This window comes from Thermosynechococcus vestitus BP-1, assembly GCF_000011345.1.
GTDB classification, from domain to species: Bacteria; Cyanobacteriota; Cyanobacteriia; order Thermosynechococcales; family Thermosynechococcaceae; genus Thermosynechococcus; species Thermosynechococcus vestitus.
In genome coordinates, this window is sequence record NC_004113.1 from 1,348,820 (window position 1) to 1,375,464 (window position 26,645).

The 26,645-nt window shown below is 53.5% G+C and carries 26 protein-coding genes and 1 tRNA gene; 11 read left to right on the forward strand and 16 right to left on the reverse strand.

Features of this window, described 5'->3' with window-relative positions:
- The 4 genes from TLL_RS06580 to TLL_RS06595 all read right to left on the reverse strand — a co-directional run bounded on the left by TLL_RS06580 (nt 1) and on the right by TLL_RS06595 (nt 4,433).
- A complete protein-coding gene (locus tag TLL_RS06580; protein WP_011057138.1) occupies nt 1-648 on the reverse strand; it encodes an energy-coupling factor ABC transporter ATP-binding protein in 648 nt (215 codons plus the stop codon).
- Between the two features lie 3 nt (nt 649-651).
- The gene (locus tag TLL_RS06585) at nt 652-1,932 is read right to left on the reverse strand and encodes a dihydrolipoamide acetyltransferase family protein (protein WP_011057139.1); all 1,281 of its coding nucleotides are present in this window, start codon (nt 1,930-1,932) and stop codon (nt 652-654) included.
- Between the two features lie 72 nt (nt 1,933-2,004).
- Entirely contained in the window at nt 2,005-2,451 is a 447-nt protein-coding gene (locus TLL_RS06590; protein ID WP_011057140.1) for a YlqD family protein, read from the reverse strand.
- 5 nt (nt 2,452-2,456) lie between these two features.
- A complete protein-coding gene (locus tag TLL_RS06595) occupies nt 2,457-4,433 on the reverse strand; it encodes an AMP-binding protein (protein WP_011057141.1) in 1,977 nt (658 codons plus the stop codon).
- A 114-nt stretch (nt 4,434-4,547) separates the two neighbouring features.
- Here TLL_RS06595 and TLL_RS06600 point away from each other — a divergent pair, with 114 nt between their 5' ends.
- The 3 genes from TLL_RS06600 (at nt 4,548) to TLL_RS06610 (ending at nt 5,649) form a co-directional block, all read left to right on the forward strand.
- Complete coding sequence (locus TLL_RS06600; RefSeq protein ID WP_011057142.1) at nt 4,548-5,144, forward strand: nucleoside triphosphate pyrophosphatase; 597 nt, start codon at nt 4,548-4,550, stop codon at nt 5,142-5,144.
- A 61-nt stretch (nt 5,145-5,205) separates the two neighbouring features.
- Nucleotides 5,206-5,568 (forward strand): 50S ribosomal protein L19, encoded by a 363-nt coding sequence (rplS, locus tag TLL_RS06605; protein ID WP_011057143.1) that lies wholly within the window; start codon nt 5,206-5,208, stop codon nt 5,566-5,568.
- Between the two features lie 8 nt (nt 5,569-5,576).
- Nucleotides 5,577-5,649 (forward strand) — tRNA-Trp (locus tag TLL_RS06610).
- A gap of 90 nt (nt 5,650-5,739) precedes the next feature.
- On the opposite strand, the gene TLL_RS06615 is transcribed toward TLL_RS06610, so the two are convergent.
- On the reverse strand, nt 5,740-6,963 hold the full coding sequence (locus tag TLL_RS06615; protein ID WP_164920848.1) for a site-2 protease family protein: 1,224 nt from the start codon (nt 6,961-6,963) through the stop codon (nt 5,740-5,742).
- Between the two features lie 140 nt (nt 6,964-7,103).
- Between TLL_RS06615 and TLL_RS06620 the strand changes: the two genes are divergently transcribed.
- Nucleotides 7,104-7,316 (forward strand): hypothetical protein, encoded by a 213-nt coding sequence (locus TLL_RS06620; protein WP_164920849.1) that lies wholly within the window; start codon nt 7,104-7,106, stop codon nt 7,314-7,316.
- Nucleotides 7,317-7,375: 59 nt separating this feature from the next.
- Nucleotides 7,376-7,735, forward strand: a complete 360-nt coding sequence (locus tag TLL_RS06625) for a phage holin family protein (RefSeq protein ID WP_011057146.1) — start codon at nt 7,376-7,378, stop codon at nt 7,733-7,735.
- Here the strand turns inward: TLL_RS06625 and cobJ are convergent.
- From cobJ to TLL_RS06660, 7 genes are all read right to left on the reverse strand, one after another.
- On the reverse strand, nt 7,732-9,561 hold the full coding sequence (gene cobJ / locus TLL_RS06630) for a precorrin-3B C(17)-methyltransferase (RefSeq protein WP_011057147.1): 1,830 nt from the start codon (nt 9,559-9,561) through the stop codon (nt 7,732-7,734). The genes TLL_RS06625 and cobJ overlap by 4 nt on opposite strands.
- Before the next feature lie 3 nt (nt 9,562-9,564).
- Nucleotides 9,565-10,047, reverse strand: coding sequence for a TM2 domain-containing protein (locus TLL_RS06635; protein ID WP_231833738.1), 483 nt, complete (start codon nt 10,045-10,047; stop codon nt 9,565-9,567).
- A 105-nt stretch (nt 10,048-10,152) separates the two neighbouring features.
- Nucleotides 10,153-10,827 (reverse strand): GTP cyclohydrolase I FolE, encoded by a 675-nt coding sequence (gene folE, locus TLL_RS06640; RefSeq protein ID WP_231833739.1) that lies wholly within the window; start codon nt 10,825-10,827, stop codon nt 10,153-10,155.
- A gap of 47 nt (nt 10,828-10,874) precedes the next feature.
- On the reverse strand, nt 10,875-11,582 hold the full coding sequence (locus tag TLL_RS06645) for an SDR family oxidoreductase (protein WP_011057150.1): 708 nt from the start codon (nt 11,580-11,582) through the stop codon (nt 10,875-10,877).
- A complete protein-coding gene (locus TLL_RS06650; RefSeq protein ID WP_011057151.1) occupies nt 11,579-12,553 on the reverse strand; it encodes an acetyl-CoA carboxylase carboxyltransferase subunit alpha in 975 nt (324 codons plus the stop codon). Before TLL_RS06650 ends, TLL_RS06645 begins: the two co-directional genes overlap by 4 nt.
- Nucleotides 12,554-12,576: 23 nt before the next feature.
- A complete protein-coding gene (locus tag TLL_RS06655; RefSeq protein WP_011057152.1) occupies nt 12,577-13,605 on the reverse strand; it encodes a long-chain acyl-[acyl-carrier-protein] reductase in 1,029 nt (342 codons plus the stop codon).
- Nucleotides 13,606-13,649: 44 nt separating this feature from the next.
- Complete coding sequence (locus tag TLL_RS06660; protein ID WP_011057153.1) at nt 13,650-14,345, reverse strand: aldehyde oxygenase (deformylating); 696 nt, start codon at nt 14,343-14,345, stop codon at nt 13,650-13,652.
- Between the two features lie 468 nt (nt 14,346-14,813).
- Here TLL_RS06660 and grpE point away from each other — a divergent pair, with 468 nt between their 5' ends.
- Together grpE and miaB are read left to right on the forward strand one after the other, a co-directional pair.
- On the forward strand, nt 14,814-15,530 hold the full coding sequence (gene grpE / locus TLL_RS06665) for a nucleotide exchange factor GrpE (protein ID WP_232018351.1): 717 nt from the start codon (nt 14,814-14,816) through the stop codon (nt 15,528-15,530).
- A gap of 15 nt (nt 15,531-15,545) precedes the next feature.
- Complete coding sequence (miaB, locus tag TLL_RS06670; protein ID WP_011057155.1) at nt 15,546-16,898, forward strand: tRNA (N6-isopentenyl adenosine(37)-C2)-methylthiotransferase MiaB; 1,353 nt, start codon at nt 15,546-15,548, stop codon at nt 16,896-16,898.
- 11 nt (nt 16,899-16,909) lie between these two features.
- Here miaB and TLL_RS06675 read toward each other — a convergent pair whose 3' ends face one another.
- A complete protein-coding gene (locus TLL_RS06675) occupies nt 16,910-18,019 on the reverse strand; it encodes an ATP-dependent 6-phosphofructokinase (protein WP_011057156.1) in 1,110 nt (369 codons plus the stop codon).
- Nucleotides 18,020-18,212: 193 nt separating this feature from the next.
- On the opposite strand from TLL_RS06675, the gene dnaG reads away from it, so the two are divergent.
- Nucleotides 18,213-20,297, forward strand: a complete 2,085-nt coding sequence (gene dnaG / locus TLL_RS06680; RefSeq protein ID WP_011057157.1) for a DNA primase — start codon at nt 18,213-18,215, stop codon at nt 20,295-20,297.
- A gap of 590 nt (nt 20,298-20,887) precedes the next feature.
- On the opposite strand, the gene TLL_RS06685 is transcribed toward dnaG, so the two are convergent.
- Both TLL_RS06685 and TLL_RS06690 read right to left on the reverse strand, forming a co-directional pair.
- Nucleotides 20,888-21,631 (reverse strand): ABC transporter ATP-binding protein, encoded by a 744-nt coding sequence (locus TLL_RS06685; RefSeq protein WP_011057158.1) that lies wholly within the window; start codon nt 21,629-21,631, stop codon nt 20,888-20,890.
- A 58-nt stretch (nt 21,632-21,689) separates the two neighbouring features.
- A complete protein-coding gene (locus TLL_RS06690; RefSeq protein WP_011057159.1) occupies nt 21,690-22,940 on the reverse strand; it encodes a branched-chain amino acid ABC transporter permease in 1,251 nt (416 codons plus the stop codon).
- Between the two features lie 174 nt (nt 22,941-23,114).
- Between TLL_RS06690 and TLL_RS06695 the strand changes: the two genes are divergently transcribed.
- From TLL_RS06695 to TLL_RS06705, 3 genes are all read left to right on the forward strand, one after another.
- Nucleotides 23,115-23,261: a hypothetical protein gene (locus tag TLL_RS06695; RefSeq protein ID WP_164920850.1), complete on the forward strand. Its 147-nt coding sequence runs from the start codon at nt 23,115-23,117 to the stop codon at nt 23,259-23,261.
- Between the two features lie 271 nt (nt 23,262-23,532).
- Nucleotides 23,533-23,811 (forward strand): PhoU domain-containing protein, encoded by a 279-nt coding sequence (locus tag TLL_RS06700; protein WP_164920851.1) that lies wholly within the window; start codon nt 23,533-23,535, stop codon nt 23,809-23,811.
- A gap of 97 nt (nt 23,812-23,908) precedes the next feature.
- Nucleotides 23,909-25,786, forward strand: a complete 1,878-nt coding sequence (locus TLL_RS06705; RefSeq protein ID WP_011057163.1) for a caspase family protein — start codon at nt 23,909-23,911, stop codon at nt 25,784-25,786.
- Here the strand turns inward: TLL_RS06705 and TLL_RS06710 are convergent.
- On the reverse strand, nt 25,783-26,628 hold the full coding sequence (locus tag TLL_RS06710; RefSeq protein ID WP_011057164.1) for an ABC transporter permease: 846 nt from the start codon (nt 26,626-26,628) through the stop codon (nt 25,783-25,785). The two genes, TLL_RS06705 and TLL_RS06710, sit on opposite strands and share 4 nt — an antisense overlap.
- Nucleotides 26,629-26,645: the final 17 nt, after the last annotated feature.

Genomic DNA, 26,645 nt, shown 5'->3' on the forward strand with positions numbered 1-26,645 from the left:
CTACAGCCCTAGGGGACACAGATGTCCTGACTCAAGGAGAAAAATCTGCGTACAGACGGCGCGTAAAAACGCAAGGTCATGGCTGACCACTAGACCGGGAGTGGCATTGGTTTGGAGAAACTCCATCAAGGTGCGGCAACTCCGTTGGTCTAAAAAGGCAGTGGGTTCATCGTAGAGGATGAGCTTGGGCTGCATGGCCAAAATGCCCGCGATCGCCACCATGCGTTGTTCTCCCCCCGACAGTTGATGGGGCAGGCGATTGGCCAAATGCAAAGTTCCAGTCATCGCCAAGGCTTGATGCACTCGCTGCTGCACTTCTAGGGCTGAACAACCTAAGTTCTCAGGGCCAAAGGCAACATCCTCAGCCACAGTCGTCCCAATTAACTGATCCGCTGGATGCTGCAGCACGACGCCCACTGCCGGTTGAAACTGTCCCGCCACCACTGACTGCCCCAAGCAGGTAATCGTTCCCCGCTGTGGCTTGAGAACAGCCGCACAGAGAAGGAGGAGTGTGGTTTTGCCAGAACCATTGTCACCAATGATGCCAAGGCGATCGCCCCCCGTCACCCTCAGATTAATCCCTCGCAGAAGTGAGGGGGTTCTCCCATAGCCAAAATGAAGATCTCTGATTTCCAGCAGGGCAGTCACTGTTTAGAGCGTCAGGGCTTGAGGATTGGTTTCAATCAGTTTCGCCAAATCCTGAAGGAAAGCGGCTGCATCCGCACCATAGATCACCCGGTGATCACAGGTGATATTCACTTTCATCTGCCGTTTTACCCCGAGCAGGCCATCCTCCGTAGCAACCACCGTCGGCCGCGATGCCCCCACCGCCATAATGGCCCCTTGGCCGGGCGTGAGAATGGCATCAAAGAAGTCAACTCCAAACATGCCGAGGTTCGAGAGGCTAAAGGTGCCTGTGCTGTACTCATCGGGTTGCAGTTGCTTAGCGCGCGCCCGTTCCACCAAGTCTTTCCAAGTACGGGAGAGGCTGTAGAGGTCAATTTGATCGGCGTTCTTCAGCACCGGTGTAATCAGACCCCCCCCCGGCATCGCCACAGCAACAGCGATGTTAATATCACGACGGTATTGAATCCCCTGCTCTGTGTAGTAGGCATTCATAATTGGGTGTTTTTGCAATGTCAGGGCGATCGCCTTGGCAAGGAGCGCCGTCATGGTCACCCCTTTGGACTTAATTTGCTGATACAGCCGATCCAAGGCATCGGTTGTAATCGTGTAGGCAACATGGAAATCGGGAATGCCAAGGCTGGCCACCATATTGCGCACAACCGCATTTTGCAGCGTTGTCAGGGGCACCAAATCCTCCTTAGCGACCACCGCCGCAGTAGCAGGGGGTGCCGTGGGGATAGGCGCAGGGGACGTTGCCACGGGTGGCACAGGGGTTGCAGGTGCCCCAATCAAAGCTTCCACATCGGCGGCTGTAATCCGACCATTGGGGCCAGTTCCCTTGAGGGTCTTCAAATCAATTTTGTGTTCCTTGGCCAACTTGCGGGCACGGGGGGAGGCCATCACTCGCCCAGCCGGTACAGCAGCACTGGCGGCAGGAGCCGCTGCTACAGGAGCCGTTCCTGAGCCATTACTGGTGGCCACAGTCGAAGTTGAGGCCGGAGCTGGCCCAGAACTGGTAGCCGTCCCAAGGGACTTGGCCTTTGCCTCCGCCTCCGCAATTTCTGCTTCTGTTTCTGCCACAAGGCCAATGGTGGAGCCGACGGGTGCCACTTCGCCAGCAGGTACGGTAATCACCGCCAAATAGCCGTCGTAGAAGGACTCCACATCCATATCGGCCTTGTCGGATTCCACAATCAGCACCGTTTCCCCTTTGGTCACCTTATCCCCGGGAGATTTCAGCCAAGAGACAATTTTGCCTTCGGTCATGGTGGAGCTGAGGGCGGGCATGAACAGTTCACGAATCATAGAGGCTGCTATCCTTAGTTGGCAATCGAAAGGGAGTTAAATCTCAAGTTCACAAACAATAAAGCGTAAAACCTAGAGCGTGCCGCGAATTTCTTCGATGACGCCATTGCGCAGGAGAATTTCCACCTGCATCTTTTGAATCAGGTTGTCCCCTTTGGTGACATAGAAGAAATTATCTACCTGACCTTGATCCACTTCCTGACCCATTTGCAGGCGTTGCACCTGATCCAATTGCTGAAGAATGAGATTTTTTTGCTGTAGGAGTTGTGCCTTTTGGTTGTTGGCTTGCCCTTGAACGTCTTGAATACGGGCATTGACCACATCCGCTGCTTCATTACTTTTGCGCAGTTCGTCAATCACTTGCTGCACTTGCAGATCCAACTGCTGAATTTGGGCATCCACTTGATTGAGTTGTGCCTGAAGCTGCCTTTGGGCATCGTCTTTCCACTCGGGAGTGACGATGGCTTTCACCATAATTTGGCGCCGCAGGAGCAGTTTAGTATCCATAGGGTCTGTCATGAAGATTACTCAAACATGGCGTTAATCATATCGCGGTAGCGATCGCTCACGACATGACGGCGAATTTTTAGGGTTTGGGTCAAAAGACCATTCTCTATCGTAAAGGGTTCGAGGACAAAGCGAAACGTGGCAATGCGATCATCCGGGCGATAGCCGGGGCGATTTTGCACTTCCCGCAGCAGTTCTTGGCGATAGAGATCAATAATGACTTTGCTCTCCAGGGTCACCACCTCACCGCTGCCCGCTTGTGCCGGTCGGTTTGGCAACTCCAGTCGGTACCCCTTGGCAACTACCCACGCCTCCAGTGCCTCTAAATTGGGCACAATGAGGGCACCAAGAGCCTTTTGGTCTTGACCCACCAGCATAATTTGGTCAATATAGGGGCTGCGGACACAGGCATCCTCGATGGGTTGCGGTTCAATATTTTCACCGTTGCTGAGAACAATGGTGTCCTTTTGCCGTCCCGTCAGCACTAGATCTCCATTGGGGGTGAGGTAGCCCAAATCGCCAGTGTCAAACCACCCCTCAGCATCGAGCACCTTAGCCGTGGCCTCTGGTTGGTTGTAGTAGCCGCGCATCACCTGCGGCCCCTTGGCCATCACCAGTCCTTTTTGGCCAAACTCAAGGGGGGCTTTAGTTTCTGGATCGACAATTTTAATGGCGGTATCGGGAATTGGACGGCCAGCGGATCCCCGTAAATTCGCCCAAGAGCGGCGAGCGGTTAGCACTACGGCCGTTTCAGTGAGACCGTAGCCCACCAAAACTTCTAGGTTAATGACTTCATAGAAGGTGTCCAAATGGGGAGCAAGAGCACCGCCACCACTAATTACCTGTTTAATCTCACCGCCGGTGGCTTCACGAATTTTGCTATAAAGCCGCTTCTCCCCCAGTTCGTAGAGGGGCTTGAGGAGGAGGGTTTGCACTCGAGCCAGCCATTTCTGCCAGCCCCTGGGATGGGGGTTGGTCAGGCTCAGGCCCGTCAGCAGTCGCCGTTGCAGTATATATTGCTGGCCAACACTGAGGAAAAACTGAGCAAGACGCCGCTTTGTAGCCGGACTATCCCGCAGTTGCTTTTGCACCCCTTCGTAAAAGCTTTCCCAGATACGGGGGACGGCAATCATGTAGTGGGGCTTACAGCGTTTCAGGTCATTCTTGAAGTGGCGGAGGTTGGTATAGGTTTGGCTACAGCCACAGGCAAAGAGAAAGTACTCGGCCACCCGTTCGTAGGCGTGCCAAATAGGCAAAATACTGAGGACGCGATCGCCCACCTGCGGTTGCACAATTGCCCAGAGATTGACAATTTGACTCAGTAGCCCTCCGTGGGTAACCATCACGCCCTTGGGTTGACCCGTGGTACCGGAGGTGTACATTAGGGTTGCCAAGTTATCGGGGGTAATGGCCACCGCCCGCACTGTGCCATATTGTCCTTCCGTAAACACTTGACCAAAGTTCAAAAGCCGCAGGGGAAAACCTGCCAATTCAGGGGATTCTCCACTCAGGAGCACCACTGTTTTGACTCCTGTATCCACCAGAGGCTCTTGCAGTTTGCCAAGGGTAGCTAGGTTTTCGATGAGCAGCAGGGTGGCTCCACTGTCGCGCAAAATGTAGAGCAGTTCTTGAGCATCGGCGGTACCACTGCGCACTACATTAATGGCACCCGCCATCATACTGCCTTGATCGGCAATGAGCCAGCGGGGGCTATTGTCAGGAAACAGGGCCACGCGATCGCCGGCAGCGACACCCAGCGCTTGTAGGCCAGCGGCAAAGCGTTGAATGCGTTGATAGAGTTCACTGTAGGTGATGCGGGTCGGAGGGTCTTCGTAGGGCGCATCAAGAGCCACCACATCCCCATGGCGTTGCGCCAATAGGGGCCACATTTCCGGCAGCGACTGGAGTCTTTTGTAGGCCAAAAAGTGATCGGGTAACGATGCATCCTGGGGTAGGCCGCCGGGGGGAGTGTAGGTGTAGGCCGCACTCATCATTTATCTGACTCCAGACGCAACACCTAAGATAATAAACCCTCAATCGGACACCTCATGCAGGTTTAATAGTTTCAATATGAGATCATAAAGACTGGTTACCTCAAACACAGCGCTATGGTGCCCTTTGTTCTTGCCTCTGCCTCCCCGGCACGCCGCCAATTGCTGCAACAAATTGGCATTGATCCAATTATTCAGCCCAGTCACTTTGATGAGTCGGTTATTCAAGCAGCAACGCCAACAGAACTGGTGCGGTTACTGGCACGGTGTAAAGCAGAAACGGTAGCTCAGAGTTATTCAGCCCCCGCCTTAATTTTGGGCTGTGATTCTGTGCTGGTGCTTGGCGGAGAAATTTACGGTAAACCGGCCTCGCCAGAGATGGCGATCGCCCGCTGGCAACAAATGCGCGGTCAAACGGCAGACCTGCTGACAGGCCATGCTTTGATTGATTTGGCCCAGGGGCGCACCTGTGTTGAGGTGGAGTCCACCCAAGTGGTTTTTGCGCAGGTGAGTGATGCTGAAATTGCCGCCTATGTGGCCTCTGGCGAACCCCTTGCCTGTGCTGGCTGCTTTGCCCTCGATGGCCAAGGGGGTGCCTTTGTCGAGAAAATTGTCGGCACCCCTAGTAATGTGATTGGCTTAAGCTTGCCCCTACTGCGGCGGCTGCTGCTGAGCTTGGGATACACCCTCGCTGATGTGCAAAACAAGAAATAAATGGCCTAGACAAGGCTAAATGCTTAAGGTATGCTAAGAGATTGCGAGTTAAGGAACTGTCATGAACGCCCAAGACATTATTCGCTCGATCGAAGCGGAGCAAATGAAGACTGACTTGCCCGTGATTTATGTGGGCGATCGCGTTCGGGTTGGCGTCAAAATTAAAGAAGGCGATAAAGAGCGCGTCCAGCCCTATGAAGGGGATGTAATCGCTATGCGCAACACGGGCATTAACCGCACCATTACCGTGCGTCGTGTCTTCCAAGGGGTGGGCGTTGAGCGAGTCTTTTTGCTGCATTCGCCACGAATTGATAGTATAAAAGTAATTCAGCGGGGTAAAGTCCGTCGGGCCAAGCTCTACTACCTGCGCGATCGTATGGGTAAAGCTTCGCGGATCAAGCCACGGTTTGATCGCCCCCTGTAAACAGGCTTGCGTCCTTAGTTCAGTTGGTAGAACGTCGGTCTCCAAAACCGGATGTCGGGGGTTCGAGTCCTCCAGGGCGCGTTAGGACAGGCAGCTACAGTCAAGGCTACACCTTTTCTCTATCTCGATTGTTGGCTGCTCAAACAAACTAGCGGATTGGTAAAGTAACTGCTATTGCGCCATCGGTCCCTCAAATTGCAGGGCTGTTTTTGCCAGTTCCAATAATTGCAGTTCTGGGGGATAGTGCCTTTCTTGTTTGAGGCGTTGAATATCCTGTTTCCCCAATTGCCAGTGCAACCGTTTGGCCAAAGCCACTAGAATATCACCGCGATCAATCACTCCCGCTACGGCATCTGCAGGGGTTAAAACAGTAATAAAGCGTTGTTGTTGTTCCTCTAGGGTGCAAATCGTCTTGGCGAGGGAGTCTGATTCTTTGACGGTGGCGATCGCCCGCAAGGGTACGGCTAATTCTGCAACTGGCGTTACTTCCCAACGGCTGCGCTCCACATGGTTCAGGGCTTGGGAATCTAAATAGCCGCAATAGCGGCCATCGGTGGCGACAAAATAGCCTGTGGGCTGGCGATCGCTCAGTAGGAGATAGCGATCGGCAAACTCCCGCAGCGACACAGTTCCCTCAATCACTCGAAAATCCCGTGTCATGGCCTCCGCCGCCGTCAGGGTCACCAATGCTTCTTGGAGTTGGCTGAGGCGATTGTAGAGGGTGGCATTTTGCAGGGCAAACCACCCCAACAGACCCAACCACAGGCCATTGCCACTGCCAAGGAGTGTTACAAATAGCCCAAAACTAATGGCCAACCAGCCCAACAATTGTCCCGATCGCGCTGCCCAGCGCATCCCCTGAAAGCGATTGCCTGTGAATTTCCAAACGGCTGCTTTGAGCACTTGGCCACCATCGAGGGGAAGTCCAGGTAAAAGGTTAAAAACCCCTAAGACAAAGTTGATATTCGCTAGATAGAGCAACAGTTCATGGAGGGGATAATCCCCCGGCAGTAGGACGGCTACCCCCTGCAACAGGACAAAAAGGGCAAAACTCACCAAAGGCCCCGCGATCGCCACCTGAAAGGCTTGACCAGGGGTATTGGATTCCCGTTCAATGGCTGCCACACCACCAAAGAGAAAGAGGGTAATTGAGCGTACTGTAATTCCTTGGGAGCGCGCCACTAGACTATGCCCCAATTCATGGAGTAATACTGAGGCAAACAACAGCAGGGAAACCCCAAATCCCATTGGCCATACCAGTGCTCTCCACTGCGGGTAGGTGTCCTGCCAGTCACTGCCATTGAGAAAGGTAAACAGCAGAATCACCAGAAACCACGACCGATCAATATACAGGGGAATGCCAAAGACACGCCCCACTTGCCAACCTTGTCCCATGCCCACCTCAGTGCCTCGCGCTCTATTTCTATTATCGCCCCAGATTCTAAACCCACATAATTTACAAAAATTGATGTCTCAAAATGTTACGTTCTCATCCCTGGCCTAAAATAAAACCAATGCTGCTAGAGGATCGTGCAATGTCTCAAGCCCCTGTACGGTTGTCTGCCAATGGATATGTGCTAGACGTGCCCTTTGATTCCTTTTGGCAAGGGATGTACGAGTTCGCCTCCTATCTGCTGTGGTCACTGTGCCTCTCGCTGTTCCTGAGCCTTCTCCTCAGTCTGTTCAGCTACTGGTTCAGTGTGACCTTTGGCGTACCGGTAGTCCCCTTTTTCTTGATTGTTCTCTAGATTGTTATCTCTAGATCAATATATATCAATATATAAATGCAAATTATTAGGAGCTGCCTATGTGGGGGTTACTCATTACTTGGATTGTGACCAGTATTAGCTTATTTATTGTGTCTCGCCTCTCATTTTTGGGGGTAGAAATTGACAAGTTCTCAACAGCTCTGTGGTCGGCGATTGTCTTTGGTCTGCTCAATGCCACCCTTGGCGCAGTGCTCAAGTTTGTAACGTTCCCCTTTATTTTTCTTACGTTTGGCTTAGTTGCCCTGATGATTAATGCAGCCATTTTTGCCCTTGCCGCTGCCTTTGTGGATGGATTTACCCTCCGCAATGGTTTTTGGAGTGCCTTTTTTGGCTCGATCGCGCTCAGTATCGTCAACTGGGCTTGTTTTAATTTCCTCGGTCAGGTAGGCTTGCTTTAGGGTTCCTTGCCCAGATAGCCACGGGGGGTAATCAGCCAATCCTGAAAGCGGCGGGTGCTAGCGTTGCCAATCAACACTAAGCTGAACATATCCACTGTTGCGGGTTCAAATGCCCCAAGGGTGGTGAGGGTGATATGCTCCTCAGGGCGATAGGCGGCCCGAACAATTGCCACTGGTGTCTGCGGTGAACGATATTCTAAGAAAATAGCTTTGGCGTCCACTAATTGTTGCTGGCGATCGCGGGAACGGGGATTGTAAAGGGCGGTAACAAAATCTGCTTCTGCTGCCGCCTGCAGGCGTTTCTTAATGACTGGCCAAGGGGTCAATCGATCGCTGAGGCTAATGGCGCAAAAATCGTGCATCAGGGGTGCCCCCAAGCGAGCCGCAGCAGCATTCACAGCACTCACCCCTGGAAACACCTCTACCGGTAAATCGGTGATGTCCGCTGCTGCCAATAGCTCTAGTACCAGACCTGCCATGCCATAGATACCACAGTCACCGGAAGAAACCACCGCCACATTGAGTCCCCACTGGGCTAGTTCAATCGCCGCTTCGGCTCGTTGTCGCTCTTGGGTAATGGCATAGGCCGCTACCATTTGTCCCGGTCGCCGTAGGGGAGCGAGCAATTCGAGGTAAAGGGTATAGCCCACGAGAATATCAGCGGCCAAAAGGGCAGAGCGTGCCGCGAGGGTGAGTTGATCCAAGGATCCCGGACCGGTGCCAATGAGGCTCAGGGAGCCCTGGCGGGGAATCCATTCCCGTTCAGATTGGGCAATGGCGATCGTCACTGCCCCCCGCTCCCCCTCTTGACGGTAAATCTGCTTAGGAACAATTAAACGCCCTCCCCCGCTGGCCAACACTGCTGCGGCTTCAGCCACACTGGGCGTTCCCATCTCTGCAGCCACGATGGCTGAGGGGGTAGGTACTGTAACAGGCGCCAATTCTTGTGCGGAAAACCAGCGGCTTGGCCAATCGTGGGCCTTAGCCACTTGACACAACCCCACTTCATCGGCTTTGCGATCAATACTGGCAAGGCCGGCGATCGCGAGGGGGCTGAGTCCCCCTTGGGCAAGGGTCTGATCAATGGCCTGCTGGATCAAGGCTGCTGAGGTTCCCCGTTCACAGCCAATGCCTAGCCACAGAACCCGTGGATGCCAAGCGACACCTGAGGTCACAGAGGCGGGTAACACTTTTTCAGTAATCCACACCGCATTTTCTAGGGGTGGGGTACTGACCCACTCAAGGGGCTGGTCTGAACTAAGACCTGTGCGCCACAAAGAGCTACCGCAGGTTTGATACACCTGCACCGCTTTTCCCTGGGCCTGTTGGCTGGCGATCGCATTCCAGTCTCCTGCCCCCCGTTGCCACCCCAAGGCTGTTCCCCAAGTATCGACGGCAAAGTAGCCTTGGCTGCCACTTGCCCCCGTGAGAATCGGTGTTGCGCCAATGGTAGCACTGAGGATTTGACAGAGGCGATCGCCCCCTGCCCCATGCCCCCCCAGCAAACTCACGATCCATTGGCCATCCTCAGCAAGAACGCAAACCGCCGGATCTTGGCTTTTGTGGGTCAACAGGGGTGAGATTAACCGCACCACTGCACCGCAGGCCAAGGCAAAGATCCAAGCGCGGTAGTGGCACCAGTGTTTCTGTAAATGGGCTGCCAGAGGACGCTCGTAGGCTGGTACCTGCGGGTGGGCAGACCCTAACTGGGGCGAGACCCAAATGCTGAGGGGAATGCCTGCATCACCAAGGCGCTGGAGTTGAGCCAGTCCTTGGGCAGTGGTGGCGATCGCTCCAATGGGTTGAAATGGCTCTAAGGGCAGCATGAACTAGACATCAAAGCGATAGCGCACGGCCCCCGTCTCCGGATCATTGAATACTGTGGCATAGCCGAGTCGCTGAGCCTCAAAGAGTAATTCCTCCACGGTTTGGGGATCCAGATGGGTATAGAGGGCGACTTGGGCTGCTGAGAGAACGCCCCCATGTTCTTTTGCGACTTGCAGTAAACGGTGTATCGGCGTCGCGGGGGCAGGGCCGAGGTTAGGTTCCTTCTCTGCTGTTAGATAGCGTCCCCGCAGATAGGTTTTGTGGCGATCCACCAGCCCTGGAATCAGAAACAGGTCAATGAATTGAGCCACACCACAAACGCCGAAGGTGACTAGGTACAACAGACCTACGAGTGGCTGCCCGACATAAAAGCGTTGCAGGCCACAAAGGCCGATGAAGCTCAAGGACCACAGTAGGTAGGCAACTGCCACACTCAGGGATGGGGGTTGCCTTTGAGGGGATTGGCGATGTTCAGACTGAGACAAGTGAAATCTTTCCACAATCCGCCCCTAAGGATCTCACTGCTTACCCATCCTAGCCCAAGTTCTTAAGTATCACTAAGGGGGCGATCGCCCCCCCAGGACTGCTTCCTAGAAATTTGGCTGATGGCGAATCAAGTTGAGAAACTCTTCGCGGGTCTTTTGATCTTCACGGAAAACCCCCAGCATCGAACTGGTCACTGTCCAAGAGCCAGGTTTTTGGACACCGCGCATCACCATGCACATGTGGGTTGCTTCCATAACCACAGCCACGCCCTTCGGATCGAGAACTGTTTCAATGGCTTCAGCCACTTGACGGGTCAGGCGTTCCTGCACTTGCAGCCGCCGCGCATACATTTCCACAACCCGGGCCAATTTACTGAGGCCAATCACTCGCTGGTTGGGAATATAGGCCACATGGGCTTTGCCAATGAAAGGCAACATGTGATGCTCACAGAGGCTAAAGAAGTTAATGTCGCGCACCAAGACCATTTCATCGTGGCCTTCATCAAAAATCGCGCCGTTGACAAGGGTTTCAAGGGATTGACTGTAACCGCTGGTGAGAAATTGCATGGCTTCGGCGACCCGCTTGGGTGTTTTCAGCAACCCCTCGCGATCGGGATCCTCACCCACATTCAGCAGAATGGTGCGTACTGCCGCCATCATTTCTTCCTTGGCAACCTCTGGGGGGGGTGGGTGGGGAATCGGTTCTTTGCCTTGGTGGGTGTTGCGATCGGGCAGAACTGCCGGTGTGGTCGCTTTACCGTTAATGATCGAATCGGGCATAGGGAAAGTTGTCATAGAAAGGGTGACAAGTAAAGGACAAAAAGAGCCTAGAGGGTACCGCTGAGGGGCATGACCACTAGCTCTTCGACAAAAGCCGTTTGCGGCAATTGAGTTGTGTACAAAATGGTGTTAGCAATGTGTTCGGGAGTGAGCATCCCTGTGCGGTCAAAGTCTCCTGCTACGCTTTCCCAAATGGGGGTATCAACGGCGCCGGGACAGATGGCAATCACGCGGATACCGTGGGCGCGTTCTTCAGCCGCCATCGTTTTGGTCAAGGCCATGAGGGCAAACTTTGAGACACAGTAGGCGCCCCAGTCGGGAAAAACTTGGCGTCCAGCAATTGAAACAACATTAATTATCGTACCGCACTGGCGGGATCGTAGTTGCGGCAGGACCGCTTGGGAGCAGATGAGGGCACTGGTGAGGTTGACGTTGAGGATTTGCTGCCAGTCCGCCAAGGGTTGATCAATGAGGGGAACGGTTCTTGCCATCCCTGCGTTATTCACCAGTACATGGACATCGCCGACCCTACTGAGAATCTCATCAAGGCGCGATCGCAGGGGTTCAGGATTGCTAAAGTCCACGCTAAATGTATGGGCTTCAACGCCACAGGCCACCACTTGGGCATGGACAGCGGCCAGCTTCGCGGGCGATCGCCCCAGAAGCACCACATTAAACCCCGCTTGGGCAAAGGCTACTGCAGTGGCTGCGCCAATGCCACTGCTGGCTCCGGTGATTAAGACTTGTTGGGTCATACCGCTTCAGTAAAGACACCCATGCGCCGAAACTTCTGATAGCGCAACTCCCGCCGTTCACTACTGCTGAGGGCTTGCACTTCCGCCAAATTTCGCAGGAGAGCTGCCTTGAGATTTTCTGCTGCTTCTACGGGGTTGCTATGGGCAGCCCCCACGGGTTCGGGCACAATTTCATCAATAATCCCTAGCTTCAGCAGGTCGCGAGCCGTGATTTTCAGCGCTTCCGCCGCTTGGGGCGCCTTTTGGGCATCGCGCCAGAGAATTGCTGCACAGGCCTCCGGCGGTGCCACACTATAGACGGCGTGTTCAAACATCAGCAGGCGATCGCCCACCCCAATGGCCAAAGCACCGCCAGACCCGCCTTCGCCAATCACAGTACAGATGATCGGGACCTCAAAGCGAAACATTTCCCGCAGATTGTAGGCAATGGCTTCTCCTTGGCCAAACTTTTCCGCATCCACCCCCGCCCAAGCCGCCGGTGTATCAATAAAGGTGAGGATGGGCATTTGAAAGCGATTGGCGTGCTCCATCAAACGCAGGGCTTTGCGATAGCCCCCGGGGGAGGCCATGCCAAAATTGCGAGCCACATTATCTTTGGTGTCGCGACCCTTTTGCTGCCCCAGCATCACAACCGGTTGATCATTGAGGCGACCGATACCGCCGACAATGGCCGGATCATCACTGCCCCGGCGATCGCCATGAAGTTCGATCCACTCTTCACTAATCGCTTGGATGTAATCCAAGGTGCTAGGACGGCGCGGATGACGAGCCACCTGAAGGGTTTGCCCCGGTGTCAGCTTACTAAAAATTTCATAGCGCAGTTGCTTGGCGCGCTCCTCCAATTCACGGATTTGCTCTGAGACATCAACGCCAAACTCCGAAGACTTATCCCGCACCTGCTGAATTTGGGCTTCTAGCTCCACGAGGGGCTTTTCAAACTCCAACAGAAGCGTGCGACGTTCGTTTGCCATAGGCGAATGGGTTCCTTTAGGTTTTACTGAGGATTCAACAGTAGTGGCTGAAATCCATGTTTACGGGAGACCTCACCAATTTGCTGCATCTTTTCCACAGTGATTTGATTGCGTCCCCAAGAGAAATTGGTGTGCCAGCCCTCGAACTCTAAAAGCATAGCCTCTGCAAAACAGGCAAACATCTGCCGCGAGGGCACATCCATATTCACAATTTCCATAATTTTCCAGTCAATGTCGAGGGCATGCTCGACAATGCCACCATTGAGAACATGAATCTGGGGGTGCTGAATTTTGGTGGCCATATTTTTGGGATAACCACCATCAATCATCAGGGAGGGGCGTTTTAACTGCTCAATGCTCAGCTCAACTCCCTTGGGCATACTGGCCACCCAAACCACAATATCGGCAAGGGGCAGCGCCTCCATCAAGTCGAGGATTTTCCCCCGTCCCAATTCCGCCTGTAGCTCCAGCAGGCGATCGCGATTCCGTGCTACGAGTAAGAGATCTTGCACATCTAAACAGGTATTCAACCAACGGCAGACGGCACTACCAATATCCCCCGTAGCCCCACAAACAGCCACGGTTGCCTGCCGCAAATCAATCCCCACTTGGGGCGCCGCCTGCTCAATTTGTTGGCAGATGATATAGGCGGTATGGGTATTCCCCGTTGTAAAGCGGCGAAAGTCCAGTTCAATGTTGCGAATGTGGGACATTTTCTCCAGATCAAAGTTCTCAAAGATGATCGAGGAGAAGCCCCCCAAGGCCGTAATGTCAATGTTGTGCTTTTGGGCATGGGCCATGGCGTTAATAACTTTGCGAGTCGCTGCCTTCACCCGCTGGTTGGCCAGCATCTCTGGTAAAAAGCAGGACTCAACGTATTTGCCATAGATAGTTTTGCCCGTTACGCTCGTCACCGTAATCTCATCGACGATCTGCGGCGGTGCCATACACCAAAATTCCAAGCCTTGATCGGCATATTCGGGGTAACCCAACTGATGGGCAACGGCTTGGGCGTGCTCCAGACTCGTCAGATGACCAATTAATCCAAACATACAAGCGTGTGGTGACTGAAATGTAACGATACGTTAAGCCACCATTATGCCCCAGTGAGGCCATAAACTGACATCTTCATAATTTCGCGGGTGGTAAAGCCGATATTTTCTAGGGCACCACTGTACTGAATCATGAAGTCTTCCACAAGGGCATCTTTTTCCATGCCGAGCACTTTGGCATCTGCTTCCACTTGGTTGAGCATTTTCCAGACCAAGGGTAAATTGGCGCGATTGGCTTCTTCGAGCTCTCCTTTGACGCTTTCAAAGTGTTCCTTGAGCCAGATTTCGCCAAAGTTGAGGTGGCTGTATTCGTCCTTAACAACACTCTCAGTAATTTTACGGGCGAAAGGATCCGCCATTGGGATGTAGATGTTGTAGGCCGCGATCGCAAAGGATTCGATGATCAAAGCTTGAATCAGAAGACAAGTCGCAGTTTTTCCCTCCGCCAGAGCCCTCTGAAAGTTAGCGCGCAGTTTTTCAAAGAAGGCTTTGGCAAATTCCATATCTGGCGTTACGCTCAGGTTGCGACCACAGGCCTCAAACCCCTTTTTGTGGCGAGCTTCCATCTTGGCAAGGCGGGTGAGTTCCTCTTGGTGTTGTGGCAGCAGCTTGGCTAAATCGATATAGTTATCGTGAGCTTCCTGTTCACCTTCAATGACAATGGCGTTAATGCGGCTGTAGGCATCCTTGTAGCGATCGCTATGGTAGTCCAAAACAGGTGTAGCGGTAGCCGTTGTCATTGCAAACTCTCCTAAACACAAATTGATTTAGCGGTTATGAGGTGGAAGCCTTTCGTTATCATACCGCAGCAGCGATCTCCTGACGAGGGGCAGCGTGCCAGAGATTTTCGAGTTCCTGAATAGGGGAATCTCTATAGTACTGATAGTCCTAAACGCTCCCCATATTGCTTGGGGGTGGGATTCCTGGCAACGGTTGGGGAGGAGTTACCGACTGAATAGGGCCGTTGTAGTCAATACGAATCATTGGATTGCTTGGGTCGGCGTTGACCGTGACAATCCTTTCAATGGCTGGCGGTTCCGCAGGTGGCCCCCTTGTTGTGACAAGAGTCGTAGGAGAGAAGTCCGTAATAGACGGATGCCTCGCCCCTGTTGATACAATGGATAAGATGATAGGCTAAAACGATTGCATAAGTTAAACGCACTGCGGTGCACAATCCACAGTCTAGAGGGCATAACCTAAGTCAAGCTATGAGTGATCAAACCGTAACCAACCCCGCTGCTGAAGCCCAAGAAGGGGAAATTACTCCTGATACCCCTGATACCGTTGACAAAGTTGAGAACACTCCTGTTGAGAATGTTGAGAATCCTGCAGAAGCCACCCCGGGCGAAGAGGACCAAGCATCTGAGGCAACTTCTGCGAATGCAGCGGACTTGTTAGAGCAGATTGCTGCTCTTGAAGCTGCCAAGGCTAGTCTTTCGCAGGTGGTGGAGGAGCGCAATAGTCAATATATCCGCCTTGCTGCTGACTTTGAGAACTTCCGCAAACGCACCCAGCGGGAAAAAGAGGAGCTAGAGCTACAGATTAAATGCAGTGTCATTGCTGATTTACTGCCTGTGGTGGATAGCTTTGAGCTCGCCCGCACCCACATTCAAACGGAAACAGAGGCGGAAGAAAAAATTCACCGCAGCTATCAGGGGGTTTACAAGCAACTAGTGGAGTGCCTCAAGCGCATTGGCGTTTCGGCGATGCAGGCCAAAGGCAAGCCTTTTGATCCCAATCTCCACGAGGCTGTGCTGCGGGAAGCAACGAATGAACATCCTGAAGGCACAGTGATCGAAGAACTCAAACGGGGGTACATGCTAGGCGATCGCGTGTTGCGCCATGCCATGGTTAAAGTGGCTGCTCCCCCTGAAGAGGGTAGTGCTAGTAACACAAATCCCACCAATGATGTGACCGACGTGTAGAGACACTTCAAGGGAATGCCACGCCGCTACTACATCACCACCTTTGGCTGCCAAATGAATAAAGCTGACTCCGAGCGCATGGCCGGGATCCTGGAGGCCATGGGCCTGGAATTGGCCGCCGAACCGGATGAAGCCGATGTCTTGCTCTACAACACCTGCACAATTCGCGACAACGCCGAGCAAAAGCTCTATTCCTACCTGGGGCGGCAGGCTAAGCGCAAGCATCAAGATCCCAACCTAACGCTGATTGTTGCTGGTTGTGTCGCTCAACAGGAGGGGGAGCAACTGCTGCGGCGAGTTCCTGAAGTGGATCTGGTGATGGGGCCACAGTATGCCAATCGCCTTGGTGAGCTGCTTGAGCAGGTGTGGAATGGCAGCCAAGTGGTGGCCACAGAGCCGCTGCAGATTGTTGAGGACATTACCAAACCCCGGCGCGATAGTACGGTTACCGCTTGGGTTAACGTGATTTATGGCTGTAATGAACGCTGTACCTACTGTGTGGTGCCGGGGGTACGGGGACAAGAGCAATCCCGCCGCCCCGAGGCAATCCGTGCTGAAATTGAGGAGCTGGCCGCTCAAGGCTATAAGGAAGTGACACTCCTTGGCCAAAACATTGATGCCTACGGTCGTGATTTGCCGGGAATTACCCCAGAGGGCCGGCGACAGCACACGTTTACCGATTTGCTTTATTACATCCATGATGTTGCTGGGATTGAACGGATTCGCTTTGCCACCAGTCATCCCCGTTATTTTACGGAGCGATTGATTCGGGCTTGTGCCGAACTGCCCAAGGTGTGTAAGCATTTCCACATTCCTTTTCAGTCGGGAGATAACGAGATTCTCAAGGCAATGGCACGGGGCTATACTCGCGAGCGCTATTTGCACATCATTGAAACGATTCGCCGCTATATGCCCGATGCGGCCATTAGTGCGGATGCGATTGTTGGTTTTCCCGGTGAAACGGAAGAACAATTCCAGCGTACCCTCGATCTGGTGGCAGCGGTGGGGTTTGACCAACTGAATACGGCGGCCTATTCTCCGCGACCCAATACACCGGCGGCCACGTGGGAAAATCAAGTGCCAGAAGCAATTAAAGAAGATCGCCTCCAACGGCTGAATCATTTAGTGGCTAAGATTGCTGGCGATCGCTCCCAACGCTATCTCGGACGGGAAGAGGTCGTGCTGGTGGAGGGGGTGAATCCCAAGGATGCGCAGCAAGTCTATGGTCGCACCGATGGTAACCGCCTCACGTACCTACCTGGCGATATTGAGACCCTACGGGGGCAACTGGTGCGTGTCCGCATTACCGAGGCGCGAGCTTTTAGCCTCAGTGGCGTACCCCTTGCGGCGTCGTCCTTAGTTTGCTGATTCAGGGGGTTCTAGATCGCGCAAATCACTTGATCACGGCAGAGGGTGGGATCTACGTAGGGCAGCATTGGCTTATCACCAACGTAAATCCCCAATCCTTGAGCTGTGCGAATCAAGAAGCTATTGGGATCCACATGGCGTGGGCATTTAGCAACAACATCGGCAATGGGCACCGTCACCACTTGCCCTGCCTGCCACGCCACCATGCGGCCAAAGGTCCCTTGAGCTGCCAAATCTACAGCGGTATTGCCCATACCTGCTGCCAGCAGCCGATCCATGGCCATCGGGGCGCCCCCCCGCTGAATATGCCCCAACACTGAAACCCGGAGCTCAATGGGGATGGGACTGTGCTGGGCAATTTTATCGGCAATATACTGGCCAATACTGCAATGACGAGGATGGTTGGCGTCTTCTTCTAGTTGCTTGGAGCCTTCAGCAACGACGATGAGGGCAAACTGACGTCCCCAGCGATCGCGCAACTTCTGCAGGTGCTGGCAAATGCCTTCAATGGAGTAGGGAATTTCTGGAATCAGGATAATGTCAGCACCTCCGGCAATGCCCGAGTAGAGAGCCAAGTGACCAGCGGTGCGCCCCATCACTTCCACCACAAACACACGATCATGGCTAGCGGCGGTGGAGGTAATTCGATTCAGAGCTTCGACAACAGTGTTGACAGCGGTATCAAAGCCAATGGCGCGATCGGTCAAGGCGACATCATTATCAATGGTTTTCGGGATTGCCAGGAAATTCCAGTTTCCCTTTTGCGCCAGTTGATGTAGAATCCTTAGGCTGCCATCGCCACAAATGGCAATGAGGGCATCCAAGCCCAATTCATAGTACCCGGCAATCACTTCATCGGCATGGCCAAGGGTATCCCCCTTATTAATCGCCCCAAGAATGGTTCCCCCCATGTTGAGCAGGACATCCATGCCCCCAAGGCCTTCTGCATTGAGGGGGATCGCCTTCCGCTCAATTAGCCCCTGGGTGGCGTGAAGAATACCAAGCACTTCCCAACCGTAACTTAGGGTGGCATGGGCAACAATGGCACGGATAGCCGTATTTAGACCTGGGCAATCTCCGCCACTGGTGAACACCCCCAGTCGTTTGCGGCTGCTACTCATGAATACTTGCTCCCTATGTGAACGGTTGTGGCTTCAAAGCCTGCCTCTGACTCTAACAAGGGCACCGTCAACATCCTAGCGAAGGTCAATGGCCCTTGACCGCCTGAGTTAAGCGCTTGCAACATGCTTAGGAATCCTTGAATTTTCCAGAGGCGAATATTTCCCTTGGGGGATCGGCTAACCTAAATAATCTATGGACATTCCTCGCCTACACCCCGATACGATTGAGGCTGTGCGCCAAGCGGTCAACATTGTTGATGTGGTGGCCGAGCACGTTGTTCTACGCAAGCGCGGGCGTGAATACGTGGGCTGTTGTCCGTTTCATGAGGAGAAAACCCCCAGTTTTACGGTCAGCCCCCTCAAGGGTTTTTACTACTGTTTTGGCTGTGGTGCCGGGGGCAATGCGATTAAGTTTCTGATGGAGTTGCAAAAGCGCTCCTTTGCTGAGGTGGTCCTCGACCTTGCCCAACGCCATCAGATTCCAGTGCGCACCCTTGATAGTGAGCAAAAGCAGGCACTACAGGCGCGGCTGTCTTTGCAAGAGCAGCTCTATGAGATTCTGGCGATCGCCACCAGTTTCTATGAACACGCCCTGCGGCAGCCCATTGGTCAAGCGGCTCAAGACTATTTGCAGCGGCAGCGCCACCTCAAGGAAGAAACCATCCAACAGTTTCGCTTAGGCTATGCCCCTGCAGGTTGGCAAGTACTCTACACTTACCTTGTGGAACAAAAGGGATATCCTGCTGCTTTAGTCGAGCAGGCGGGCTTGATTATGCCTCAGCGGACAGGGGACCGCTACTATGACCGCTTTCGCGATCGCCTGATAATCCCGATTATGGATACCCAAGGACGGGTGGTGGGCTTTGGCGGTCGGACTCTCAGCAATGAGGAGCCGAAGTATCTTAACTCCCCAGAAACCCCCATTTTTAACAAGGGGCAGTTACTCTTTGGTCTTGATAAAGCGCGTCAAGCGATCGCTCAAACAGATCAAGCCATTGTGGTTGAGGGCTACTTTGATGTTATGGCCCTACACCAAGCGGGGTTTCCCCAGACGGTAGCTAGTTTAGGAACTGCCCTCAGTCAAGCCCAAATTAAGTTGCTACTGCGCTACACCGAGTCAAAGCAAATTATCCTCAACTTTGATGCAGATAAGGCGGGACAGCGGGCTGCCGATCGCGCCATTGGCGAGGCTGCGGATTTGGTCTATCGGGGGGATCTGCGACTGCGGATTCTCACCTTGCCAGCGGGTAAGGATGCGGCGGACTTTTTCACAGTGGATGAGGCGACCTTGGCGGCACGGCGGGCAGCCTACCAAACCCTGTTGGATCAAGCTCCCCTTTGGCTGGACTGGCAAATCCAGACCCTTGTGCAGCAGTACGATCTTGAGCAGGGGGATCAATTTCAGCAAGCCAGCCAAGCCCTCAGTGAACTTTTGGCCAAGCTTCCCAACGCCACCCTGCGCAGCCACTACATTCACCACTGTGCTGAGCTATTGGGACGCCACGATAGTCGTTTGACACTCCATCTTGAAGAGGCGCTGCGGCAACAGGTGCGGGGGTACCGCTGGCCGGGGCGATCGCAAAAATGGCAGCGTCCAGCGGACTATAATTTGCGTCAAGCAGCGGAAGAACAGCTACTGCGCCTCTACCTCCACCGTGGCGAATATCGCCCTCTGATTCGGCAAACGTTGCAAGCACGGGATATTGAATTTAGCCTCTCCCACCACCGTTGGCTGTGGCGGCAGATCTTGGCCGTTGAAGAAGAACACTGTGGCGGCCGGCCTGACCCCGATGATCCCTATAACGCCGAGTGGCCACTGCATTCACCCACCGAGGCGGGAACACAACTGACGGACTTGGATTTGGTTAGCCATCTTTTTGATCGCCTTGATGAAGCAGAAGACGCTTCTTTGATCACTCCGCTCCTACATTTAGATGAGACTACTGCCAGCGGTCTCGATCGCCCCAAACTAGTTATCGAGGCCGCCGCCGCTGCCCTTGAGCGCATTACCATTGAAAAGGAATGTCGCTACCTCCTGCAGTCTTGGCAGGAAATTGTTGCCTTGATTTTAAGTGAATCTCCGGCCACTGAAGACCTGCGCCGCTATCTGCCACTCATCAATAGCAACACTGAGATTGACGATATTGCCGATGTCATACCAGAGCGGCTGCAAGTTCTTGCACGACTGCGCCGTAAGTACTACCAGAATCGCCAATATCTTCAGCAATTGGATCAGCAGCGCTGTCCTTCCTTGGCGCTGATCCGTGACTATTCCTGATTGGCCTTCAGGGTGTTGAGTGTGTGCCATTCCTGCAAAAAGGGCTGTCCCTAAAAGCGAAAAAAATGAGTTTCAAGTAACAATAGAGGCGAGAATCACGTATCAGGCACTTAGTAAGGTGGGTGTCATAAACAGTGTTGTCAAAAATTTTGCCCGTCGGGGACGGTTAGGACAGTAAAAAAGGCGATCGCCCCACCGCCTATCACTAAATTGATGGGAAATTGATCAGGAGCTGAAACAGCTTATATGGCTATTTCGAAAGATAGTGAAATATTCCAGAGAGAAATAGATAACCCTTGAAGAGTCCTGAATATCCTGAAAGAACACGAGCTATAGCCTCGATTTACAAGAGCGCCTTGTCTCCTATGTCAAGTAGGGTAGCAAATGATGAGGTGATTGGCAATTAATGATTGTGCCGCCTAATGTTTCATTCTTTGTTGGAGTTGCTATAAATACAGGTTGTTGAAAAGGTGATGGTATTGTCAATTCCAGAACATAGATCAGCGTGATGAACAATGAAAAAACAAAAAGAGCAAAAGTGCCTCCTAAGCCTGAAGACTTTTGCAGATGATTAATCTACCAAAAAAGAGTTATTGTCCGAGGTAAGCCCTCAAGACCTCAGGATTGGTTTGAATCTCACTTGGGGGACCGTCAACAAGATTTTTCCCCTCCGCTAGGACCCAAATATGCTGACACAGGGACATGACCACGTCCATATTATGTTCAATAATGAGAAATGTCACGCCCTCTTGATTCCAGCGCACAATATGCCCACAAATTTGGTTGATCAAGGTCGGATTAACGCCGGCGGCTGGCTCATCGAGGAGTACCATGCGGGGACGGTGCATCATGACTCGCGCCATTTCAAGGAGTTTTCGCTGCCCCCCCGATAATGCACCCGCATAGTCATTGGCTTTGGCTGCTAGCCCCACAGACTCTAAAATTGCCCACGCCCGTTGCCGCAGTTCCTGTTCCTCTTGGCGGACACGCCGGGGTTGAAGCCAGGTATTCCACAACTTCTCCCCAGTTTGCAGAGGGGCTGCCAAGAGCATATTTTCGAGAACTGATAGGCGTGAGAGTACCCGCGGCACTTGGAAGGTGCGCAGGAGTCCCTGAAGGGCAACTTGGTAGGTTGGCAGATGGCTAATGGGGACACCATCAAAAATCACACGGCCTTGGTCGGGTGTAAGGAAGTTGCACAAGAGGTTGAATAGGGTGGTTTTGCCGGCACCGTTGGGACCAATGAGACCGGTAATGCTGCCACGGCTAACCCGAATTTCCACATGGTCTACGGCCCGAATGCCATCAAAACTTTTGCATAGTCCTGTGGCCACGAGGAGGTCTGAGGGTAAGACTGGACTGACACCGCTAGAGATGGGCGCGAGAGAAGGTTCATCGACCAAGGCTGAGTTCCTCCTTTTTGCCCAAAATACCTTGGGGTCGCCACATCATCAAGAGAATGAGGACAAGGCCAATGAGCATCATCCGCAGGGCCTCTAAGCGACCGCCATCCAGGGGAATAAAGCGGGTCAGTGCAGTGTAGGCCCAAAAGAGGGCAGCACCGAGGAGAGGTCCCATGTTGTTGCCTGCCCCCCCCAAAACCACAATTGTCCACGCCTGAAATGTAATCAGAGAGACAAAGCCATCGGGGTTAATGAATGTGAGCTGCCAGGCATAAAACGACCCTGCCACTGCCGCGATCGCTCCCCCCAACAGCAGCGATTGCATTTTGTAGGCAAAGACATTCTTGCCGAGCGCTTTGGCCACCTCCTCATCTTCGCGGATTGCTTTGAGTACCCGTCCCCAGGGGGAATGAATCCAACGCTCTAACTGCCACACCACCAAGGCTAAAACCAAGACCAACAGCCACAATAGCCCAGCCCGGTAACTGAACTCCCACAGACCAAGGGTAAGGGCTTTGACCACAAGACCAACCAAGGCAGCAGCCAAGGTATTCAGGGCAATGGGAAACACCGCTCGTCTTTCTGGAGGGCAATAGTTGCTCAGGAGAGCGATCGCCCCACCCAGGGTCACCAGTGTCAACACAAGAGGCAAAATGGCAATTCCCCCTCCCAAGCTCAAAGGCAGTAACGTTGCCCAAAGGCTAAGGCTACCGGCAATCAACAAAGTTGCATAGCTAGGGAGTAACCAGCGGGGGTGCGATCGCCCATACTGCCGCTGTAACCATTGCCACCACTGCCATCCAGCCCCCGCCACCACCGCCCAAAAGAGAGCAATCATCCCCAGCTTGGTCGGTATATTGGGATTAAACTGAGCAAGGGGCAGTGGAAACCCATACACCCCCCGACCCCCTCGGGTTAGCCAATCCTCATTGAGGGCAATCAAGCGGACAATTTCCGCCATGCCGATGGTCACAATTGCCAGGTAATCTTCCCGCAGTCGTAGCGTAGCCATCCCCATTAAAAAGCCCAGTCCCATGGCCAGCACCACCCCAGCAAGGACGGCAAAGAACATCGGCACGCCAGCAATCCCCAACAAAATCGTGGTGTAGGAACCAATGGCCAAAAAGCCGACATGGCCAAAGTTAATTAGCCCCGTATAACCCCAGTGCAAATTCAGCCCCAAGCTAAAGAGGGCAAAGGTGGCAGTGAAAATACCAAGGGAAATGAGATAGCCAACCATTGAGATCGTGGAAGTTAAGGGCAATACAGCTGCGCGGTGCTGTTGCGATCGCGCCAGTGGATGCAAGAATCAAAATGCCTATATTTTATACATCATTGATTACCGCTTCGCCCAAGGCACAACTCACTCCATTTTTTGGCACACTAGGGAGCACAATTATTTGAGCAAGGGTGGATGCCTGAAACTGTGGCCACCCATTTTCAAGGGCAACTACAACGTTTGCGCAGTGACTTGCGGCGATTAGGGGCACGGGTGGAAAGTCTCTATCAACTGGCCTATGGTGGCCTGATGGAGCGAAATCTCCTCGTGTTGAGCAGTTGATCCAAAGGGAACAAGACATTAACCGCGGTGCTCAAGAACTCAATCGCCCGGCGATCGCCCTGCTGACGTTGTAAATCCCCGTGGCGGAGGATCTGCGATTCTTGATCATGCTTTCCCACTTCTGTTGCGATCTAGAGCTCATCGGCGATGATGCCCTTGAAATTGGCTGTGCTGCTCAAACGCTGCTACGGTACCCCCGCACCATACCTTGAGGACATCCGCTTGATGTTCGAGAGAGTACCACTGTTGCTATCGGCAGCCCGCTCCGCCATTGCCGATTTTGATTGCCAATTTTGATCCTGAGGCGGGACTAACCTTAGCCAACGGTGATGATGCCGTCGATGCTGACTACCCACGTCTTTATGGGCGACTTTGCGCCCCTTTGAATCCCCAAGAGCCGGTGAAACTGCGCTTGATCCTACTGCCGCTGATTCGCAATTTGGAGCCCATGGCTGATCATGGGACAACGATTAGCCAGCGCGTCTGCTTCATTGTGGGGGGGGGAAGACCCTTAGGAAAAATTGATGTTTTATGCTCGCTGTGGGCCTAATTGAGTCCACAACCTTTGAGAATAGAACTAGTCCTAATTCATCAGTGTTGTCGTGCCTGTGCTCTAACCTGAGGATGGGCCTGTTGGGAGGTAAGGCATGAGGTTAAGCCGTCGTTCTTTTTTGTATGGTGCTGCGGCACTGACACTGATGCCGTGGGTTTGGCAAACGGCAGGCGGCTCCTTAGCAGACTCTCCTCGTCCGTGGCGAGTACTCCTGATTGGCATTAACCACTATCCCCAGTTGGCGGGTGTGCCCCCCTTAGCGGGTTGTCTGACGGATGTTCAGCTAGTGAAAAACCTGTTGTTAGACGGATGGGGGCTGGCGGACAGTGACATTACACTACTGACAGAACAGGCGGCAACCCTGGATGCTGTCCAAGAAACCCTAGGGGTGCTGGAGCACTCTGGTCAGCCCCTTTTGGTTTACTTTAGTGGCTATGGCACCGTCTGGCAGCAACAACCAGCGCTGGTTTTCGCCGATGCCACAAGATCCGGTGAGGGCATCTTACCTCTTGCTGAATTACTGCGTACCAAAGGGGCACAGGTATGGCTTGACACCCGCTTTAGCCCGCCCCCCATTGAAGGGGAGATGTTGCGTTGGCGATTTGTCCCGTTGCCCTCTGGAGAGACCCGTGGTGCAGGCCAAGTTCCCAAAGATCATCTCCTCTGGGCTGATTTGGGGGTAGAAACCCACCTGAATGGTGTCCCTATGGGACTCTTTACGGCTAGTTTTAGCCATTATTTAGCGGCTTTGGGGGGCGATCGCCCCTTGGCAACGAGCCTGATGTACACCGCCGATGAGCTGCGCTGGCAAACGGGGGCAGAAATGCGTCTGGTGAGTGACGGGTTAGCGGCGCACTTCACCCTCTCCCCTGGATTTGATGGTGTAGTGCAAGGAACAGGGCGCGATCGCTCCCTGCAAATCTGGTGTGGCGGCCTCAGTCCTTGGCTGTTGGCCTACTGTCATCCCCACAGTCGCTGGAGCACGGCCGATGGGGGCACCGTGGTTGACATAGCGAGTTTTAATGGCCTGATGGCCCAAGGAGTCAGCAGTCAGCCTCTGCAAGTGGGCGATCGCCTCTACGAACAACAGCGGCGTTTAGGGAAAAATCTCCATCTGCAGGTGGCCCTCGACACCAACCTCAGCAAAATTGAGCGCGTGGATGCCATCAATGCCCTGGCCAATGAAGAAAAAGTTGCCGTCCTCAACAGCAGTGACTCCCTGCCGGATGTGGTTCTCACCAAGAGCGAGACAGCGGGCAGTTATGGGCTGGAGTGGCCAGTAGGGACGTTGTTGGAACATAGTTGCAGTGGTAGCAATGAAGCCGCCAAAGCCGGTATCCGTCGCTTGAACCCCCTACTGAATGCCCTCCTGGCGCAAAAATGGCTGACACTAACGCTCAATCCCACCTCCAGTCAGGTGGCTGTGTGTACAACTCTTGAACAACTATCGCCAACAGCAAAACTCTTGAGCCGCCAATCTCCCCCCCGCAGTCCCAAGCCCCTTGCAGATGTCCTGAGCACCAAGCTGCCCGCCATGAATTTACACAGCCCCCTCACCTTGGCCAAGGGAGATACTTGCCGCTGGAGCCTCTACAACTATGGCGATCGCCCCCTCAACATTGTCGCCTTTGCCTGGGATAGCAGTCAGGGGATTCTCCTGCTTCCGCTACAAGCGCAGTCGTGGCAGCTGACGGTTGCCCCCGGCTTGAATATTCCCCTCTATACTTGGACGCTGAATCGCCCTTGCCAATGGCTGAAGGTCTTTATCATCAGCAGCCCCCGTCCTCTGAACCGTTTTAGTCAACTGAGTGGCCATCCCAGCCATTCAGAGCCCCTCCGAATTTCTGGTGAGGAGAGTCTTGCCTTGGTTCTTGGTCTGTTAGGGGATCTCAGCGGTGAACCGGAAGGGAATGAATTTTGCTTGGATGTGCGGGAGTGGTGTACCCAAGGCTTCACATTGCGGGTAGTCTAGGCCAAGCGGCGCCGTAATAGCGGTTGGATCAGTAGACTCATTCCGAGGGCGACAGCCAAAAGGATGAGCAGTGCCGCTCCCAAGCTCAGGGACCCCCAAGGAGCCACCATCACCACATCGCTCAACCGCCAATCGGGATGCAGATAGACATAGCGAATGGGTTCAATGGCCAAACTGAGGGGGTTGAGGCTGGCAATCCACTGCAACCAGCGGGGCATAAACGACAGGGGCACCAAGGCAGTACTGGCAAAGAGTAACGGTAGGTTGATGACAAAAATAACGGCCAACAATTCGATGTGTCCCGGCAAGGCAAAGGTCAGACCGAGGCTCAGAGCCGTTACACCAAAAACCAAAATCAGCACCGTCGCCAAGACAACCCCAATACCTGCTAAATTCGGCAGCCCCGTTCCTAGGAGTACCCCTAAGCTGGCGATCGCCCCCACCTGAATCAGACTGAGGGTGGTAATAAATAACGCCGAAGCAAGAACAATTGAAAACCGCGAGGCCAAGGGTGCCACCAACAGCCGATTCAAAAACCCAAATTCACGGTCAAACATCACCGGCAACCCCGCATTAAGGGCACCACTAAAGGCGGTAAAGACAATAATGCCGGCGCAGAGAAACTGACCATAATTCGTACTCTCGCCAAAGAGACCCTGCGGCACATTCTGGAAGAGGGCACCAAAGAGGACTAGCCAAATCAAGGGCTGTACTACCCCCGCCACCAGTGTTGAAGGGCGCCGTTGCAGTTGGATAAACAGGCGACGGGTTAAAGCAAGTGTTTCCTGAACAAATTCAGCTGAGAGAATACCAGGAACAGCCGTTGCTGCAGCGGTGCTCATAGGGCAACTCCAAGATC

Bases quoted from the DNA above. Each gene is read 5' to 3' on its own strand.
- TLL_RS06655 (WP_011057152.1), bottom strand. From the start codon at position 13,605: ATGTTTGGATTAATTGGTCATCTGACGAGTCTGGAGCACGCCCAAGCC.
- TLL_RS06595 (WP_011057141.1), bottom strand. From the start codon at position 4,433: ATGATGAGTGCGGCCTACACCTACACTCCCCCCGGCGGCCTACCCCAG.
- rplS (WP_011057143.1), top strand. From the start codon at position 5,206: ATGAACGCCCAAGACATTATTCGCTCGATCGAAGCGGAGCAAATGAAG.
- TLL_RS06650 (WP_011057151.1), bottom strand. From the start codon at position 12,553: ATGGCAAACGAACGTCGCACGCTTCTGTTGGAGTTTGAAAAGCCCCTC.
- TLL_RS06585 (WP_011057139.1), bottom strand. From the start codon at position 1,932: ATGATTCGTGAACTGTTCATGCCCGCCCTCAGCTCCACCATGACCGAA.
- TLL_RS06600 (WP_011057142.1), top strand. From the start codon at position 4,548: ATGGTGCCCTTTGTTCTTGCCTCTGCCTCCCCGGCACGCCGCCAATTG.
- cobJ (WP_011057147.1), bottom strand. From the start codon at position 9,561: ATGCTGCCCTTAGAGCCATTTCAACCCATTGGAGCGATCGCCACCACT.
- TLL_RS06660 (WP_011057153.1), bottom strand. From the start codon at position 14,345: ATGACAACGGCTACCGCTACACCTGTTTTGGACTACCATAGCGATCGC.
- grpE (WP_232018351.1), top strand. From the start codon at position 14,814: ATGAGTGATCAAACCGTAACCAACCCCGCTGCTGAAGCCCAAGAAGGG.
- TLL_RS06625 (WP_011057146.1), top strand. From the start codon at position 7,376: ATGTGGGGGTTACTCATTACTTGGATTGTGACCAGTATTAGCTTATTT.
- folE (WP_231833739.1), bottom strand. From the start codon at position 10,827: ATGCCCGATTCGATCATTAACGGTAAAGCGACCACACCGGCAGTTCTG.
- TLL_RS06645 (WP_011057150.1), bottom strand. From the start codon at position 11,582: ATGACCCAACAAGTCTTAATCACCGGAGCCAGCAGTGGCATTGGCGCA.
- TLL_RS06695 (WP_164920850.1), top strand. From the start codon at position 23,115: ATGCCTGAAACTGTGGCCACCCATTTTCAAGGGCAACTACAACGTTTG.
- TLL_RS06705 (WP_011057163.1), top strand. From the start codon at position 23,909: ATGAGGTTAAGCCGTCGTTCTTTTTTGTATGGTGCTGCGGCACTGACA.
- dnaG (WP_011057157.1), top strand. From the start codon at position 18,213: ATGGACATTCCTCGCCTACACCCCGATACGATTGAGGCTGTGCGCCAA.
- TLL_RS06690 (WP_011057159.1), bottom strand. From the start codon at position 22,940: ATGGTTGGCTATCTCATTTCCCTTGGTATTTTCACTGCCACCTTTGCC.
- TLL_RS06590 (WP_011057140.1), bottom strand. From the start codon at position 2,451: ATGACAGACCCTATGGATACTAAACTGCTCCTGCGGCGCCAAATTATG.
- TLL_RS06615 (WP_164920848.1), bottom strand. From the start codon at position 6,963: ATGGGACAAGGTTGGCAAGTGGGGCGTGTCTTTGGCATTCCCCTGTAT.
- miaB (WP_011057155.1), top strand. From the start codon at position 15,546: ATGCCACGCCGCTACTACATCACCACCTTTGGCTGCCAAATGAATAAA.
- TLL_RS06620 (WP_164920849.1), top strand. From the start codon at position 7,104: ATGTCTCAAGCCCCTGTACGGTTGTCTGCCAATGGATATGTGCTAGAC.
- TLL_RS06675 (WP_011057156.1), bottom strand. From the start codon at position 18,019: ATGAGTAGCAGCCGCAAACGACTGGGGGTGTTCACCAGTGGCGGAGAT.
- TLL_RS06710 (WP_011057164.1), bottom strand. From the start codon at position 26,628: ATGAGCACCGCTGCAGCAACGGCTGTTCCTGGTATTCTCTCAGCTGAA.